Consider the following 16554-nt stretch of genomic DNA (forward strand, 5'->3'; position numbering starts at 1 on the left):
TGGAACAAAAATGAAACTCTTTTTGAAAAGATAATAAGGCCTGTTAAAGGCTTTTGGGAATGAAAATCCTGAACTCTGTGAATTTGCCCAGCTCTGAATCGATCTCGATTCTCCCCCCATGCCCCTCGATAATCCTTGCCACTATGGAAAGACCCAGACCACTCCCGGGGAAATCACGCTTGGAATTCATTGCCCTGTAGAACCGCTGTGTAACCATATCTATCTCATCTGCGGGTATTCCTGCACCGCTGTCACGGCATACAAAGCAGATATGTTCTGTCGTGCTGTTAAGGGTGAGGATAATCTCACCATTCTGCTTATTAAACTTTACTGCGTTGGAAATAAGGTTCATCACCACATGGCGGAACATGTCTCCGTCCACGGAGATATACATATCTTCGGGCATATTCAGCTTAACATCCAGCTCCTTCTCCCGTATCTCCTGCTCAAAGATCTCCAGAACATTCCCAGCCATCCTGGTGATATTAACCGGTATGAAGTGATACTCGTGCTGTTTATGCTCGAGTCTGCTGAGTGTTATAACCTCGTTAACGAGCATATTCAGAAGCCTTGCATTGCGGCGTATCGTCTCCACAGATTTCTTCTTAAGCTCCTCATTATCCTCCAGTTCAGGCTGCTCTAGGATCTCGCTGTAGCTCATTATCTTGGTGAGGGGGGTTCTTATTTCATGGGAGACGGAATCGATGATCTCCGTCTTAAAGCTGTTCATTGTTCTGAGAACTTCGTTATTCTCCTTAAGCTGCTCAACCAGAAGGACATATTTGCCCGTAACGTCCTTAAGCCTTCGCTTAAGGTTCTCTTCATTCATCAATATACTCTCACGCATGAGGTTGAAGGCATCGGCAAGCTCACGGATCTCATCCCGAGACTTTACATCTGCGTTGATGTTGAAATCGCCAGACTTATACCCTGTGGCGGCATCGGTAAGCTTCTTTATATTCTCAAGGACAAGCTTTCTGAGGAGAATAATAACGGTGGCCAAAACGCCAAGGAATGTAAGGAAGCCGACAATGTAAAAATATGTATTGCTCTTGTTGATAGTCTTCTTGATATCTTCAAGGGGAACTGTTATCGATATCCCCCCACGGAGATCACCCACCTGATACCCTTGATAAACATGGCATTCCATGCACGCCTTATTAACGTAAAGGGGGGCCATATAGCGATAGTATGACTTCCCATCCTCCTCCACGATCTCCTCATACTCTCTAAGACCGCTCTTAAGCTCAGAGAGTGCACGTATCTCGAACTCATCGGGGGCATTGTCGGGGTTTATAAGCTCTGTACTGGTTATTCCGAAGCGGAAGTCGGACATAACATCGGCGTATTCAGAAAGGACCTTGGTGACCACGGCGGGGACAGGACGAACATCATCACGGTTTTCCGCCACCCATTGGCGTGTGATAACGACCATCTCAAATAGGGTCTGAGCCTGTATGTGTGCCTGCTCCATCAGCAGATTGCGGTTGCTGTTCCTTATTAATGCCAGCGACAGGATGGTAACTGCCGCCGTAACCGCAGTAATGCTGAAAACGAGCTTAAAGGTAAGCTTCATTTTTTAATCTTGTAGCCCACTCCGGAAACCGTCTTGATAATATCTGGATTCTTGGGGTTTATCTCCACCTTCTGCCTGAGGTTCTTAACATGAACATCGAGGCTTCTCGACCATGAGTAAACCGTATTCTTCCCCCATATATCCTTTACAATATCGTCCCTTGAAAGTACCTGCCCCTTCTTTTCGCTGAAATAGAGGAGAAGATCAAACTCCTTCGGGGTTATGCTGGTTTTCTCTCCATTGATGTAAACGTTTCTTTCACATTTATCGATGGATATATGGAAGAATTCCACAACGCCGTCCTGACACTGCTCCTCCTCCTTCTCTGTGCGCCTGAGGATAGCCTTGATTCTGGCTGTAACCTCGATATTTTCGAAGGGTTTGGTCATGTAGTCATCCGCGCCGTATTCAAGGCAGACAACCTTATCGGAGACATTGTCCCTGGCGGAGAGGATCATTATCGGTATTTCAAGCTCCTCTCTTATGATACGGCATATCTGCTGGCCGTCTATATCGGGGAGGTTGAGGTCAAGAACAATGAGATCAACACTGTTGTTCCTGGCAAGCTCAAGCCCTTCCGCACCGCAGGAGGCTGTGAGAACTTTGTACTTCTCAAGGGTCAATAAAAGTTTAAGTATATCCAGAATCTCCGGATCGTCGTCCACAACAAGTATTGTTTTTGTCATAATTACTATTAGTACTCCTCACCATTTTTTTTGCAAGATAAACAGTAACTTCGGCACATGTAAAATATGTAAACGAACACTCTTCTAAACTTTAACATCACACACACAGACTTAACAGCATCTTTTGATTCTTATCTTTATTATTACGATTAAATACTTGCGGGAGGTTGATTTTATGAAGAAGTACTCTTGGTCATTTCCACTCCTCGGTTTGCTTGCTGTACTCGTAGTTTATGCCTGTACAGGCGTAAACGCCAGCCCCAAGCAGTCCGCAGAGATGGATCTTGATGCAGAAACAAAGGCTTGTATCGATTGTCACGAAAATGAGCGTGTAGCTCCCAAGGTTCACGACCAGTGGGCGAGCAGTGCACACGCTAAGAACGGAATCGGCTGTATGTCATGTCACATGGCAGCGGAGGACGACTTCGATGCATACCAGCACGAAGGCGGCCCCCTTGTAGCCAGCCATCCTACACCTAAGGACTGTGCAACTTGCCACGAAAAAGAGGTTGAAGAGCACACCAAGTCCAAGCACGCTTATCCCTTCTGGCTTTATGCCGCAGCGGATAGAGCTGTTTTCGAGCCCATCGTTGGTACGAAGCAGGGTTGTGAAAGCTGTCACAACATCTCCGCCATGTGGCCCGACGGCTCCGTGGGCGAGTGTGACGTATGTCACTCCAAGCACAGCTTCGATCTTGAGCTTGCACGCCACCCCAACACCTGTGGTGAGTGCCACCTCGGACCCGACCATCCCCAGCGTGAGATCTACTATGAGTCCAAGCATGGTAACATCTTCGCAGCCAAAGGGGACAACTGGGATCTCGACTATCACTCAAGCGAAATGGACGAAATCCCCCATGAAGCACCCGTTTGTACAACATGTCACATGGATGCTTCACCCGGACTTAAGTCCACCCACAATGTAAGTGAAAGACTTGCATGGGAATCCCAGGCACCCTGGTCCTATAGAACCATCTGGTTCGAAGAGGAGCTCGGTACATGGGAAGAGAAGGAAGAAAGGATGAAGACGGTCTGCTATAACTGTCACGCACCCTCCTTCGTAAAGGATCACTACCTGATGTACGACCTCGTAAACCTTCAGTACAACGAAATCCGCAGACAGTTCGTTAAGTGGATTAAGCTTTACACCAAGCTTGGTCTCATCGAAGTTCTCAAGGACCAGACTATCCAGGGAACCGAGAAGACCTTCTCCGGTACTGTTATCAACGGCAGCTGGTACACCACAGCATCCGAGCTTATGTACAACAGCTGGCACCATGAAGGACGCCGTTTCAGAATGGGTTCCGCCATGGGCGCAGCAGACTACGTACAGTGGCACGGTATCTGGGAACTCCAGCATAACCTTCAGGAAATGATCGCATGGGGTGCAGAGCACGGTGTTGAAGAAGCGGAGAAGATCTACAAGTCCGATTCACCCACCAAGTTCTTCACCTACAAGCTCTATGACGTACCCGGCGGACTCTATTCAGTGGTTACCGCAGAGCAGTTCAGCGTACCCGCCCTCTACCAGATTATCCCTAACTACTGGGAGAAGGTTAAGGCGAACGTTGACCAGGCCTATAATAAGGGTCTGCTCTCCGAGGAAACCTATATGCGCTGGCTCGAAAGATACGAAAACAGGGACGAGTATCTCGGCAAGAACTACGATGCTCACCCCATCTTCGAGAAGTACAAGAAGCGCCAGAAGATGGAGCTTGACCTTAGCGACCCCAGCACACCTCTCTCTCAGGCGGTTGGTGTAGGACTACCCTCACCCACACCCGCTTCAGAGAAGATAAAGTAAGCTAGGCGAAAAAACGCGATACCAACCGGAGGGGCCTTTACGGGCCCCTCCATTTTATCAATCTATCAATGATTCGGAGGTAAACTCACATGAAGCAGTTCAAAGCGGCAAGAATACTGTTTCTCACAGCGTTCGCTCTTATCCTGAGCTTTCAAACGGTTATGGCTCAGAACGTTGTGGCGACACTGGACGGAAAAGAGATCACAAAGGCAAAACTTACTGAATACGTAAACAAGAAGCTCGGCGAAAGGTATGAGCACCTTCTTAAGGATGGGGAAGGACTCAGAAAGCTTGCCGGCTATTATATAGACAGGCAGATAATCCTCGAATACGCCAAAGAGAACGTGGACACAGATAAACCCTTTATCAAGAACCACATCTCCTCAACAGGAGACAAGGACACAGTTCTCATCACAGCGGCACTCAAGGAGGCCGTGAACGATAAGGTTGAATACACCGAGCAGGACGTTAAGGATATGTTTGCTAAAGGTGGCTTCGGAACCATTAAGGATGCGGAGAACCACATAATCACAAACCAGAGAAAGGAACTTTTCAAAGACTTTATTACAAAGTTGAGAAGTAAACACGATATTAACTATAACGGCTGAAAACAATAAGGGAGCCTTAAACGGCTCCCTTTTTTTTATCCCTTCTTGATCTTTTCCAGCGACTCGCTGAACTCTTTGTAACCGAAATAACCGTGGTGTTTTAGAAGAACATCCCCCTCGTTTGAGAGGATAACCTGAACCGGCACAGCCGTTATCTGAAAAGCTCCTGCTATCTTTGGATTAGCATCCACATCAATCACCTCGAAACGGTAATCGGAGGCGTACTCACCGGTGAGCTTTTCGAAGGTTGGCTGCATCCTGCGGCAGGTAACACATCCATCGGAACTGAGCTGAATAACAAGGGGCTTTTCCGAAGCACCCGCCATCGCCAAAAGCTCCTCCGGCTTCATACCACCTCCGGCTGCGGGCATCATTGAGAAAGTTATAACAATAGCAGCGGCGGCAAATATCGCCACCGGAACCAGCATCTTCTTCATATGGGGTCTCCTTATTGTTTTTCGATGATTTTAGCAGAAAAAAGCGATTTCAAGCAAGGGTTCATCAACAGCTAGAGCCCATGTACTGCGGCAAAAATAAGTACAGCACCTGCGATGAAGATACCCGCTATAAAAAGGTACTGCCCGGTGGAGAACCGGTCGTAAAAGAAGCTAACGCCCTTCTCTAGAAATCGCCTTCCCAGAAGGGTGTTCAGAATTATAAACGCGGCTAACCTCATCACTGCCTTCATCCACATTGCGCCGAAGACCCCCTTTGCTGTATAGTAAATATTATCTTTTCAGGAGAATATTACAAATGAGAATAATCAATTCCATCGCATTAATTTCACTCCTTTTCGTCATGACAGCCTGCATAGGCACAACGGACTACGATGATGCGGACACCGAAAGCGGCACTACGAAGCTGAGCGATACTGCAAGCTTCCATGGAACCTATGAACTCGTGAGCGCCTTCGGTTACGATACTACCGTACTTGAAAGCGGCGGAAGAATGCACATAGATCTGGACAACGACACCATCGTTATGGATCTTCGCCTGAACACCGTAAGCTTCTATTACGACCAGACCAATAACTGGAATGTCGCCTACGACACCTTCAACAACTTCTACGCCGTCGGCAACCAAAATGTTACAAACAAGTATGCCGTCATCGTTGATGATTACCATTTCGAGCTGGATTACAGGATCGATTACGGAAGCTACCCCTACGATTTCAACCTCGACTGGCAGAAGGTAAGTGACGAACTGAAATGATGCGCAGGATAACACGTATAGGCGTGGACGAAGAGGGGAAATCATATTTCGAAGAGATAGACATACCCCTCAAGGACGGGGGCGATATAGGCCTGCTGTCAGAGGCTTTTCCGGTGAAATCCATCATATTCCGACGCACGGAAAGCGATTACGACTACGACTGGCACAACGCTCCGAGGCGGCAGTTTATTATTATGCAAAAGGGTGGAGTGGAGATAACCGCCGGAAGCGGCGAAACACGAACCTTCACCACAGGGGATATTCTCCTTGTGGAGGACACCCACGGCGGGGGTCACATAAGCCGGGCAGTGAACAACGAACCAAGGGACTCGATTTTTGTAACCCTTGAATAAAAAGGCTGGACCCTCGACCCAAGAGAAGATCCGGCCCCTTTAAAGGAAGCTCTGATTATAAAATTCAGATAAATGATATAATGACCGCACAGCCGACAGCTGTAAAAAGTCCTAAACCATAGAATTGAGCCATAATTTTCTCCCTGCCGGCGAATAGTAAATTCCCTGTAAGCAGTTTTTTTCGTCGACCAACTATCTCCGGTATACTCCTGTTGTCCAGGATTGCAAGCAATTTCCAATAGTTGATATTATGTTTTTTAATCGGCAGGCTTAAAAATACTGTATACAGCCGGTATATCACTATCAGTTCATATTTTTTGTGTACATTGGTGGATGCTTCAGTGAGAATTTATTCAGTGAGGCTTCACAATGTCAACTGTGGATGAATGAAAGAGATAGAAGATATAGGCAAAACTCTCTACTACTATACGTTTAAGTCCTGCCTCGGTTTTCCACCAGTTCGTCTCATCAAAGATGTCATTAGGCGCAGCGGCCATGGATATTGAAAGATCTGTATCCGCTTTATCCAGCACTTTTCTGAATGCGTACCGGGCTCTCATGGTATGATAATCGCTTGTAACTATAATAACACTCTTGTAGTCATGCTTTTCTGCATCACGAACAAGTTCCCAAGCCTCGTCAAAGGTGCTTGTGGCCTGTATCGTTGTATCGAGGAAACGAAAGGGAACACCCTCTCTCCTGAGAAGCTCGGCGACGAGGGTATTTTCATCCATGACCATATCAGGATGGCGCTCCTTAACCCACTCAGGATACATAATATCGTTAACCCTTGTTAGCAGAACCCTCTCCCCGTAGCCCCGGCGATAGAGTTCCATAGCTTTCTTTGTCCGGTTAAAGACACTTCCCCCCAGAATGAGCATCCTTTCACTCTTTTTCGGATTATCCACGATAAACATGGAGCCGTAAGCGGTGAGCATTCTGTCCGCATTCATGTATAAAAAAGCACCAAGGGCGATCAAAACCATTACGATATTCAAAGCTATACGCATCGGAACTCCTCCTCTTATAAAGAATAATACCTGGACCTAACTATTTCCACAGAAAGAATTTGTGGGCTGAGTCAATACAATCTTGCATTTTCATCCGCCCTTGGATATTCTTTTTCAGGCTTTCATGGAGGTTCCTATGAAAAACAGATTCGCAGTATTCCTAATACTGGCTTCACTCCTTATCTTTCTCGGAGGGTGCGCCACAGTTTCATCGGTTTTTGTGAACAATCTGAGCGTCGACATAACGGATATCAAGGTAAACAAGGTAGACGGTTTCAAAGAGGTTGACCTTTCCGTGGGTATGTTCATCCGGAATGACAATATGGTTCCCATCTATGTAACGGGGCTTACATATAACGCAGTAGTCGGCAAGTCGCTGGTAGCCACCGGCAAAAACTCCGACAGGGACAGCTTCATGATCGGTGCAAAGAGCGGCAAGCGGATCGTCTTCGATATGAAGGCACACCCGAAGAAGGCTGGGCAGGAGTTTCTTAAGGGCTTTATAACAAAGAACCTTGAGATGAAGGTCTATGGAAAGATTTTCGCCCACACAAAGATAGGCAAATTCACATTCAACTACTCGAAGACAAGGAAACTGGAATAAAAAAGGGGCTCAAAGGAGCCCCTTAACTTTTTTCATAACTCTATATGCTCAGCCTTTGACATCGAGGATATTCCCCGTTCTGCCTCCGGTATTCTTAGGCATCTCCGCTGATTCCATAAGCTTCAAAACTGCCTCTCCCTGCTTTTCCGCAAGGTCAAGTGACTTCTTAGCCACCTCAACAGAGGCCTGCTGAGCATATTCTGCCTGTTTCATGCCGGTAAAAGTTCCGGCTAAACTGCTCAGATCCATTGGCACCTCCTTCGGAGCATTAAAGTTCCGCCTATCACGGCGTATCGTCCAAAAGGGTGAAAACTTTAGGGCAAATCAGAGAATATTCACCATAACCCTGTGCCCGCATGTTTCGGCAAAACATACCTCCACACCGTAAACCTCTCTCACGAGTTCCTTTGTGAGGATATCAGGTGCTCCGGAGGCGGCAACCTCTCCATCTTTCAGGATCACGAGCTTAGATGCAGCTCTGAGGGCAAAGTTTATATCGTGGAGCACGGTGACAGCAATGATGCCGGTCTCACGTGTCAGGTTGAGAACAGCATTCATAACAAGCACCTGATTACTTATATCCAGATGATTTATAGGCTCATCGAGGAGCAGAACCTCCGGCTCCTGCGCCAGTGCTCTGGCGAGGGCAACCTTTTGGAGCTCCCCGCCGCTCAGCTCATCGGTATACCGGAATGCAAGGGGCGCAAGCCCCAACCTATCCAAAACCTTCTCAGCCACCTCATGGTCGTGTTTTGTCATGCTTCCCCCGCTCATCCAAGGCTTTCTACCCACTAGAACGGCTTCATAGACGCTTACAGGGTTCTCATAGCTGCTCTGGGGCATGTATCCGAAAACCTTCGCCGCCTCCCTGCCGGGTATAGACGAAACATCACGTCCGCCAAGGCTTACAATGCCAGCACTGGGCTTGAGCACACGGTTAATATTCTTAAGAAGCGTAGTCTTCCCCGAGCCGTTCGGACCGAGGACTGCAACGATCTCACCACGCTCCGCCTCAAAGCCGACACCCTTAAGAACCTTTTTTTCACTACTGTATGAGAACTCTATAGAATCCGCGCGAAGCATTATCTCCCCTTCTTCATAAGGAGATAGATAAAAAGCGGCGCACCGGCAAAGGAGGTTACGATACCAACAGGAAGTATGGCGGGTGTCATAACCTTTCTTGCAAGCACATCTGCAAAGAGGAGCAGAACCGCACCGAACATGGCGGAGTACGGGACAAGGAAACGATTGTCACCTTTGATAAAAACCTTAACTATATGAGGCGCCACAAGCCCGACGAAGCCGATAATCCCCACAAAGGCAGTCGTGGCGGCCACGAGGAGCGAGGCGGCGGCAAGACCTATGCACTTCATTGTGAACGTGTTTACCCCGAGGCTCCTTGCAACGTCATCCCCCCAGTTGTAGGCGTTGTAATTCCAGCTGGAGAGGAAGTAGTAAACAAGGGCAGGCACCAGTACACCGAGGAGGAGGAAGGCTTCGCCTGTTCGGAGTTTACCGAGATCACCGAAGCTCCAGTGTACAGTGGCGGCGACCTCCGTATCGTTTGCGAAATACTGCAGAAGCATGGTCCCCGCACCGAAGAATGCACTGAGCGCAATACCCGTTAAAACTATCGATTCCGGACGCATATTGAAATAGCCAGAGAGAACGAGTATGAGAAGTGTCGCTACCATGGCACCGCCGAAGGCACAGAGTGTGACAACATAGGCGGAACCACCTGCGGCGCTCCCCGCTCCGAGTATAATAAAAGCAAAGGCCGCCCCGAACATGGAGCCCTGTGATATCCCTGTGGTGAAGGGTGATGCAAGAGGGTTGCGCAGAAGGTGCTGCATAGCAAGACCGGCAAGTCCAAGGGATGCACCAGACACCGCCGCACCGAAGGCTCTTGGCAGGCGTATATTGTATATAATCCCCGCCATTCCCTCGTTTTCAATGCGTCCGAAAAGGGCTGAGACAACCTCCGGAAGGGGAATGGAATACGCCCCCACGGAGAGGGAAAGCATGAAGAAGAGAACAAACAGAGCGGCAAGGACAACACCGAAGAGCGTTCTGGCGGCGATCTGTTTTTTGTAGCCTTCGCTAAGGGTTATAGAGGGGTTACCCTCCAAAACCGATTCCTTCATCCTTAAACTCCATACGCTTGAAAACGGGCAGGGCACGCCTTATATCATCAAAAACATCTTTGCCATAGAGAAAGTTGTACACCTCGTCCCCTTTGACGAAGGGGTCGATATCTTCGAAGCGGTCAGGATAGAGCACTTTACCCATGAAATATGCATCGGCATAAACACTTCCGATGTTTGAATTGTAATAGTTGTAGGGCATAACCGTGTAGATGCTACCCTTCTGTACAGCGGGAAGCGTACGGAAGAAGTCCCTGTTCCTTATATAGTCCTTTTTTATGTTGCCGAGGCTCATGAGGTCTATGAAGAGGAAGTCGGGATTCCAGACGATAATCTGCTCCCTGTCCACTTCAAGGTGCCCGCTTTCAAGGTGCCCGCTCCTGTTAGCTCTATCAGCCACATTCACTGCATTTATCATATCGAGCGCAGGGTAGCCCGCCTCGGTACTGTTTATATCCCTAGCACCCTGGAAGGCTATACCCCCGACATAGGCGGAATATCGCTCCTGCAAATCGGCTGTGCGGCTGTTGAGGTCCTCCTCAAGCTTTTTGAGATAGGCCTCGATGGCATCCGCCCTCCCCTCTTTACCTGTGATTCTGCCAATGAGCCTCAGTGAATCGAAGGCTCTGTCACGAAATACCCCCAGCTTGCCGTAGGAGAGCAGAACAACCGGTATGCCTGTGGAGGACGTTATCTTGTCAGCGTTTCTGCCGCTTAGTCCGATGGCGAAGATAACATCCACACCGCTCATGGCGAGCTTTTCTGCATATGGCATCTTGCCGGGACCCCCTTGGGAAATCTCTGGGAGTCCGGCTATATAGTCTGCATATGCAACGGCGTATGGCCGCATCGGTATATTGAGCCTGTCGTGCTCGTAATTCTCAGTTGCCTTAACCATGTCCATAAGACCCATCATGGCAAGCATACGCAGTGCACCCGGCCCTATGGCTGTGATGTTTTTCACATCATCCTTAATCTCAACCTGTCTTCCGCTCATATCCTTAATAGTCTGGGCATAAGCGGCGTTTACACTGAACATCAATGTCAGAAAAAGTATCAGAATCCTCATGTCATCACCTGTAACACGAAATATTATATTCGTATTACACCATAGAAAATCCGGGTATGCAAGTTGATTATTGATTAAAAAGAAGGGGGTCTGCCGGACGGCATAGACCCCCTGTGGATTAATATTATACAAGCATTTTTTCGGGGGAACAGACATTCCCCACGTTGAAGTATTTTACACTCTGGACGAGATCGGAAACCTCGTTTATAAGCTTCTCCGAAACATTCTTAATGTGAGTCGCACTGTCTGCAACCTCACCGCCGAGCCCGGCCTGTGTCTCAAATATACTGCTCACATTCTCTGCGGATACACGGACACTGCTCACCGCCTCTCCAAGGTTTCGCAGTGACTCGGATACCTTCTCCGTCTTTTCGATACTCTTCTCCGTAATTCCGGCTGTGTTTTCGACAGAATCGATGAAGTCGTTGGACTCATTAAGGAGTTCGCTCAGAACGGAGTCTATCTCTGCGGAGAATTCATCCGATTTTTCCGCAAGTTTGCGAACCTCATCGGCAACAACGGCAAAACCTCTCCCAGCCTCACCCGCCCTTGCGGCCTCGATGGAGGCATTGAGAGCGAGCAGGTTTGTCTGCTCAGAGATCATACGTATATTCCCCACAAGTTCACTGATTCCACCAAGGGAGCTTCGCAGGGACTCAACCCTTCCTGTAACGGCGGAAAGGCTTTTGTAAATCTCCTGAACACCCTGAACGGTGGCTTCGATATCCTCACTCCCTTCGGTGAAGATTCGTTCCATGGTTTCCCTTGCGCTGGTAAGTTCGGGGATTGTGTCCTCCATCGCCCTTTGGTTCATCCCCTCCATTTCGGTGCTCGCCCTTTCAAGGCCCTGCACATCATCACCGAGGTCTCCGGAGACCTCCTCAATAACGCCAATCGCATTAAGGGTTTTCTCAACTATGGCACGAAGGCAGACAACCATGTTGGCAAGGGCGTTGGTGAGCAGATCCTGCTCCCCTTTGGGTAAAACCTCCGGCGTCAGATCCCCTTTGGATACACCGTCCATTACCGTTATCTTATCCTGAAGCTCATCAAGGAGGTCGTTGAAGCATCTCGCAACCTCCCCCGCTTCGGTTCCTGTCTCCACCTCCACCCTTTTGGTTAGGTCTCCGTCACCGATGATCGAACGTATAGTATCAACGGTGCTGAACCAGGACATCTTTGCGCCGTGCTCTGCTATATTAAGCCCAATCTCTTCATCATCGGGTTTAACACGAAGGAGATCGGTGAACTTAAGGGTTAGAAAGAGTGGTACGGCAAGCCCTGCGGACCATACAAAACACGATGCCACACCGATAAACTGAGTAGTAAGGGATACATCTGCGGCGAAGATTCCAACGGCAAGGGTGCCCCATGCACCGCAGAACCCGTGGACAGGTACAGCACCCACAGGGTCATCGATATGGGCAAGGATAAGCGCACGCTCGCTGAGGAAAACAACTATTCCGGCGATAATCCCTATGACAACAGCCTCCCAAGGCACAACGTTGGCACAGCCTGCTGTTATACCCACAAGTCCGCCGAGGATACCGTTAAGCATCTTGTCAACGAGAACCTTCTTCGTCACGAGAAGGGAAAGTATAAATGAGCCCGCTCCACCGGCAGCGGCGGAAAGCATCGTGTTAAGTATAATAAGTGGCACGCTGCCGTCTCCGGTGAGCGTACTTCCGCCGTTGAAACCGAACCAGCCGAACCAGAGTATAAATGTACCAAGGGTGGTAAGCGTAAGGTTATAGTGCGGTATCTCGGAGGGTTCACCCTTTTCGTTAAACCTTCCAATCCTCGGCCCGAGGATAAACGCCCCCACAAGGCCTATCCAGCCTCCAACGGAATGGACAACAGTGGAACCTGCAAAATCCACGAACCCCATCTTTGCAAGCCATCCATCGCCGTTCCAGACCCAGTGGCCGAAAACAGGATATATGGCGGCTGTTATCACAACAGATGCAAAGGCATAGCCTATGAACTTCATACGCTCCGCCACTGCACCGGACACAATGGTAGCCGCTGTACCTGCAAATACCAGTTGAAATATAAAGAATGCATAATCTTCAGAGGAACTAAAGCCTTCTAGGAAATACCCGGTCACACCGGAGAAGCCTCCGGCACTCTCGCCGAACATCAGAGCAAAGCCAACAATCCAGAATGACAGTGTTGCAGCCACAAAATCTGTGGTGTTCTTCATTGCAATGTTTATAGAGTTTTTGGCTCTTACATACCCTGTCTCGAGCAGTGTAAAGCCTGCCTGCATAAAGAAAACCATGGATGCCGCTATGAGTACCCATATGGTATTCAGATTTGCCTGAACAGATTGAATCTCGTTCATTTCACTCTCCCGCAAAGTGATTTCAGCCCATAGACCCTCCCTGACTTACGGACCTGTACATTAGAGCACCAGATCGAAACCGAGTGCCGGGTTGTCTCTCTTCATCCTCGTAAAGAATTCCTTCGCATCCCTGAAGAAGTAAACATCCCTCCCTGCAATCATGCAGAAAGCCTCTCTGTTCTGTTCAATACCCGATTTAAGCGCCTCACTGGAGGGCATCAGCGCACTAAGCACCCTTTTGCCCGATTGCAGCGTTACGCTGGTGGTGGATCTTCCTATATCGAGATCGGTGATAACACCTTTTAACAGTCTAGTTTTGTGTCCGTTGATAATCTGATCATTCATACTGAAACCTCCTCGCTTGCAGTTTTCATCTTCTTCTCTTTACAGCTTCCTTTAAGATCCTTGCCCAATATTCCGGCGGCATCCGCCCTGCACTGCTTACAGTGATGCATCACTTTATTAAAGCCGCCCATCTCCGAAGCGCAGAGCCTTCTGACCTCTGCTACCTCCAGCTCCGAGGGTTCTCTAACCCCTTCTTTTGCAAAGGCTGTGCCATATTCCGGCTTGGAGAGAAGGGGTATCACATTATGTATGAAAACCCCCATACGCCTGATTTCCCGGGATACCATGGGTATCTGCTCCATATTCTTACCCGGAGTCAGCACTGTATTAATTTTGACCAGTATCCCCGCCTCGGCGAGTTTTGCGATACCCTCCTTCTGCCTTTCCAGAAGATAGGCCGCACCCTCTTCACCGGTAAGCCTTCCTTCCGGTGTTCTGACCCATGCATACATAAGCGAAGCCGTTTTTGCATCCACTGCGTTCATGGTCACCGTCACATGATTAATGCCGAGCTCCCTTATCTCATCGATATAGTCCGGCAGGTTCAGGCCGTTTGTGCTGAGGCACAGATGGGTTTCAGGATCGAAACCCTTTATCATCTCAAAGGTTTTGAAGGTCTTCTCCGGATTCGCCAAAGCGTCCCCGGGTCCTGCTATACCCGCAACGCTGAGATTAGGCAGAAGCTTCTTTGTGGACATGTATCTGTGAAGCGCCTCTTCGGGTGTTATCACACCACTTGTGACGCCGGGCCTTGATTCGTTGGAGCAGTCGTACTTCCTGTTGCAGTAGTTGCACTGAATGTTGCATGCCGGAGCAACGGGAAGGTGTATCCTTGCGTACTTGTGCTTTGCATCGGCACAGTAGCAGGGGTGTGTCTCTATCTTTTTCTTCAGTTCCTCGTCGGGATTAAGAAATACCTTGCTCATACGCACCTCCGCCGTGTGTATAAACAATAGCTGTGCCAAAGACTGTTTCTCTTATTATCAATAACTTACAAGACATAGTGTAATGTAGCAAACCTTACAATTGGCATGTTTACTACATTACAATACAAAACCTGACTGAGGCATACTCACAACTTATCAGGCACTTACTTCATTGGCACACCTTCTGCTTAAACCAATGCTTATTAAGGAGTGTGCCATGAAAGGAATAATCATCGATGACACAACGCTGAGGGACGGTGAACAGACCCCCGGAGTATGCTTCACAAGGGAAGAAAAGCTTGAGATAGCCCGCAGGCTGGACAGTATAGGGGTTCAGGAGATAGAGGCTGGTATACCCGTTATGGGAAGGGATGAGGCAGAGGAGTTCTCCGCAATACTCGATCTAGGTCTCGATGCGAGGATAATAGCATGGAACAGGGCTATGGTAGACGATGTGAGGGCATCCATAAATGCGGGTGCGGACTCCGTGGAGATCTCCCTCCCCGTTTCGGACATACAGATAAAATCCAAACTGGGCAGGAGCAGGGAATGGGTGCTTAAAAGGCTCAAAACCGTTCTGGACTTCTGCACATCGAAGGGGCTTTATACCTCCGTTGGAGGTGAGGATGCTAGCCGTGGAGATATGGAGTTTCTCATAGAGTATGCAAAAACGATCAAAGAGCACGGCGGGGCACGCTTCCGCTTCTGCGACACCGTGGGTGTGCTTGATCCATTCAAAACCTACGAGATGGTGAAGACTATCATTGACGAAACCGGATCCGATATAGAGGTACACACCCATAACGATTTCGGGATGGCGACGGCAAACGCCCTTGCCGCTGTGAAGGCGGGTGCTAGATACGTAAACACAACCGTAATCGGTCTTGGGGAGCGTGCCGGCAATGCCCCCCTCGAGGAGGTTATCATGGCCTCCAGACACGTTTACGGGATGGAGAACCCCTTCAACACCACCGGCCTCAAGGAGCTGGCAGATTATGTTTCCGCCGCATCGGGCAGGCGTATTGAGCCCTATCGCCCCATAATCGGGGAGTTCATGTTCACCCATGAATCGGGGATCCATACGGATGGTGTTCTCAAGAACCCTGCAAACTATGAGCCCTTCGACCCCGCAGAGGTGGGCTCAAGCCGCAAGCTTGTTCTGGGCAGGCATTCAGGAACGGGTGTCCTCAAGCATAAACTGATGCTTATGGGCGTTAAGCCCGATGAGCTTATTCTACGCAGGCTCCTTGGCGAGGTGCGAAGCGTATCCTCCAAGGGTAAGCGTCTTTTGAATGATGCAGAGTTAATGGATATGTACAATAAACTGCTCAGGGAATCTGAAATGGCCAAGGGTGCTTAAAAAAAAGACCGCCTCTTGGAGTAAGGGGCGGTCGGCTGAATTGTTTTCTATGCAGTAATCTTAAGCTCTTCCGCCTTTTGAACGGCCTCCGCCGCTATCCCCTCACCCTCGAACATCATCTCCTCAAGGCTTTCAAACCCGAACTTATGGGCATTTCTTAAAACCCTTTGGGAGAGTATGTAGTCTCCGGTGACAATGAGAACACGGCCGAAGCCCTCATGGTTTATATCCGCCACGGCGATGCACATCAGCCCTGTCTTCATCTCGATAAGCTGGGCGGAGGCTTCGTAAAACATTCTGATATAGAACATCTTCTCCGTCTTCACAGCGCCGGAGGTGGAGATCTTCTTCTTATCCTCCCTGCTCAGAACATACTTCTCAAGGATACGCTCATCGCTGAGACGCTTCCACGTTCCGAAGGTGTCAAAGGAGCGGAGCTTCTTTGCTAAGGTCTGCAGGTACTCCGACTGAGAGGCGAGATCAGAGTTATCGAGCCGAACCCGCATACGCATG

General features: G+C 49.0%; 19 protein-coding genes. 6 read left to right on the plus strand and 13 right to left on the minus strand.

Going from position 1 to position 16554, the window contains the following annotated elements; translation table 11 throughout:
- Window positions 1-43: 43 nt before the first annotated feature.
- Window positions 44-1576 carry a sensor histidine kinase gene (locus K300_RS0103820; protein ID WP_022850343.1) on the minus strand — a complete coding sequence of 511 codons (1533 nt, stop codon included), beginning with the start codon at window positions 1574-1576 and terminating at the stop codon, window positions 44-46.
- The gene (locus K300_RS0103825; protein ID WP_022850344.1) at window positions 1573-2262 is read right to left on the minus strand and encodes a response regulator transcription factor; all 690 of its coding nucleotides are present in this window, start codon (window positions 2260-2262) and stop codon (window positions 1573-1575) included. The genes K300_RS0103820 and K300_RS0103825 overlap by 4 nt, the downstream gene beginning before the upstream one ends.
- Before the next feature lie 175 nt (window positions 2263-2437).
- On the opposite strand from K300_RS0103825, the gene K300_RS0103830 reads away from it, so the two are divergent.
- Both K300_RS0103830 and K300_RS0103835 read left to right on the plus strand, forming a co-directional pair.
- Window positions 2438-4066 (plus strand): multiheme c-type cytochrome, encoded by a 1629-nt coding sequence (locus K300_RS0103830; RefSeq protein WP_022850345.1) that lies wholly within the window; start codon window positions 2438-2440, stop codon window positions 4064-4066.
- 89 nt (window positions 4067-4155) lie between these two features.
- Window positions 4156-4674: a hypothetical protein gene (locus tag K300_RS0103835; protein ID WP_022850346.1), complete on the plus strand. Its 519-nt coding sequence runs from the start codon at window positions 4156-4158 to the stop codon at window positions 4672-4674.
- Between the two features lie 35 nt (window positions 4675-4709).
- Here the strand turns inward: K300_RS0103835 and K300_RS0103840 are convergent, their stop codons facing one another.
- Window positions 4710-5111: a thioredoxin family protein gene (locus tag K300_RS0103840; protein ID WP_022850347.1), complete on the minus strand. Its 402-nt coding sequence runs from the start codon at window positions 5109-5111 to the stop codon at window positions 4710-4712.
- Window positions 5112-5182: 71 nt separating this feature from the next.
- A complete protein-coding gene (locus K300_RS0103845) occupies window positions 5183-5350 on the minus strand; it encodes a hypothetical protein (RefSeq protein ID WP_162139848.1) in 168 nt (55 codons plus the stop codon).
- Between the two features lie 77 nt (window positions 5351-5427).
- Between K300_RS0103845 and K300_RS0103850 the strand changes: the two genes are divergently transcribed.
- Window positions 5428-5886: a hypothetical protein gene (locus K300_RS0103850; RefSeq protein WP_022850349.1), complete on the plus strand. Its 459-nt coding sequence runs from the start codon at window positions 5428-5430 to the stop codon at window positions 5884-5886.
- Window positions 5886-6239, plus strand: coding sequence for a cupin domain-containing protein (locus K300_RS0103855; protein WP_026836279.1), 354 nt, complete (start codon window positions 5886-5888; stop codon window positions 6237-6239). The genes K300_RS0103850 and K300_RS0103855 overlap by 1 nt, the downstream gene beginning before the upstream one ends.
- Window positions 6240-6592: 353 nt before the next feature.
- Here K300_RS0103855 and K300_RS15985 read toward each other — a convergent pair whose 3' ends face one another.
- On the minus strand, window positions 6593-7249 hold the full coding sequence (locus K300_RS15985) for a YdcF family protein (RefSeq protein ID WP_022850351.1): 657 nt from the start codon (window positions 7247-7249) through the stop codon (window positions 6593-6595).
- A 136-nt stretch (window positions 7250-7385) separates the two neighbouring features.
- On the opposite strand from K300_RS15985, the gene K300_RS0103865 reads away from it, so the two are divergent.
- Window positions 7386-7853, plus strand: coding sequence for a YajG family lipoprotein (locus tag K300_RS0103865; RefSeq protein WP_022850352.1), 468 nt, complete (start codon window positions 7386-7388; stop codon window positions 7851-7853).
- Window positions 7854-7901: 48 nt separating this feature from the next.
- Here K300_RS0103865 and K300_RS0103870 read toward each other — a convergent pair whose 3' ends face one another.
- The 7 genes from K300_RS0103870 to nifB all read right to left on the minus strand — a co-directional run bounded on the left by K300_RS0103870 (window position 7902) and on the right by nifB (window position 14681).
- Complete coding sequence (locus K300_RS0103870; protein WP_022850353.1) at window positions 7902-8102, minus strand: YjfB family protein; 201 nt, start codon at window positions 8100-8102, stop codon at window positions 7902-7904.
- Between the two features lie 75 nt (window positions 8103-8177).
- A complete protein-coding gene (locus K300_RS0103875; protein WP_022850354.1) occupies window positions 8178-8936 on the minus strand; it encodes an ABC transporter ATP-binding protein in 759 nt (252 codons plus the stop codon).
- On the minus strand, window positions 8936-9997 hold the full coding sequence (locus tag K300_RS0103880) for a FecCD family ABC transporter permease (protein ID WP_022850355.1): 1062 nt from the start codon (window positions 9995-9997) through the stop codon (window positions 8936-8938). The genes K300_RS0103875 and K300_RS0103880 overlap by 1 nt, the downstream gene beginning before the upstream one ends.
- Window positions 9972-11066, minus strand: coding sequence for an ABC transporter substrate-binding protein (locus tag K300_RS0103885; RefSeq protein WP_026836281.1), 1095 nt, complete (start codon window positions 11064-11066; stop codon window positions 9972-9974). Before K300_RS0103885 ends, K300_RS0103880 begins: the two co-directional genes overlap by 26 nt.
- A 124-nt stretch (window positions 11067-11190) precedes the next feature.
- Window positions 11191-13410, minus strand: a complete 2220-nt coding sequence (gene amt / locus K300_RS14485) for an ammonium transporter (protein ID WP_022850357.1) — start codon at window positions 13408-13410, stop codon at window positions 11191-11193.
- Window positions 13411-13470: 60 nt separating this feature from the next.
- Complete coding sequence (locus K300_RS0103895) at window positions 13471-13755, minus strand: hypothetical protein (protein ID WP_022850358.1); 285 nt, start codon at window positions 13753-13755, stop codon at window positions 13471-13473.
- Window positions 13752-14681, minus strand: coding sequence for a nitrogenase cofactor biosynthesis protein NifB (nifB, locus tag K300_RS14490; RefSeq protein ID WP_022850359.1), 930 nt, complete (start codon window positions 14679-14681; stop codon window positions 13752-13754). The genes K300_RS0103895 and nifB overlap by 4 nt, the downstream gene beginning before the upstream one ends.
- A gap of 217 nt (window positions 14682-14898) precedes the next feature.
- On the opposite strand from nifB, the gene nifV reads away from it, so the two are divergent.
- Window positions 14899-16041, plus strand: coding sequence for a homocitrate synthase (gene nifV, locus K300_RS0103905; protein ID WP_022850360.1), 1143 nt, complete (start codon window positions 14899-14901; stop codon window positions 16039-16041).
- A gap of 47 nt (window positions 16042-16088) precedes the next feature.
- On the opposite strand, the gene K300_RS14495 is transcribed toward nifV, so the two are convergent.
- The gene (locus K300_RS14495; RefSeq protein WP_022850361.1) at window positions 16089-16553 is read right to left on the minus strand and encodes a DUF269 domain-containing protein; all 465 of its coding nucleotides are present in this window, start codon (window positions 16551-16553) and stop codon (window positions 16089-16091) included.
- Between the last annotated feature and the right edge of the window lies 1 nt (window position 16554).

Origin of the sequence: Limisalsivibrio acetivorans (genome assembly GCF_000421105.1) — a bacterium.
In the GTDB taxonomy this organism is placed as follows: Bacteria; Chrysiogenota; Deferribacteres; order Deferribacterales; family Geovibrionaceae; genus Limisalsivibrio; species Limisalsivibrio acetivorans.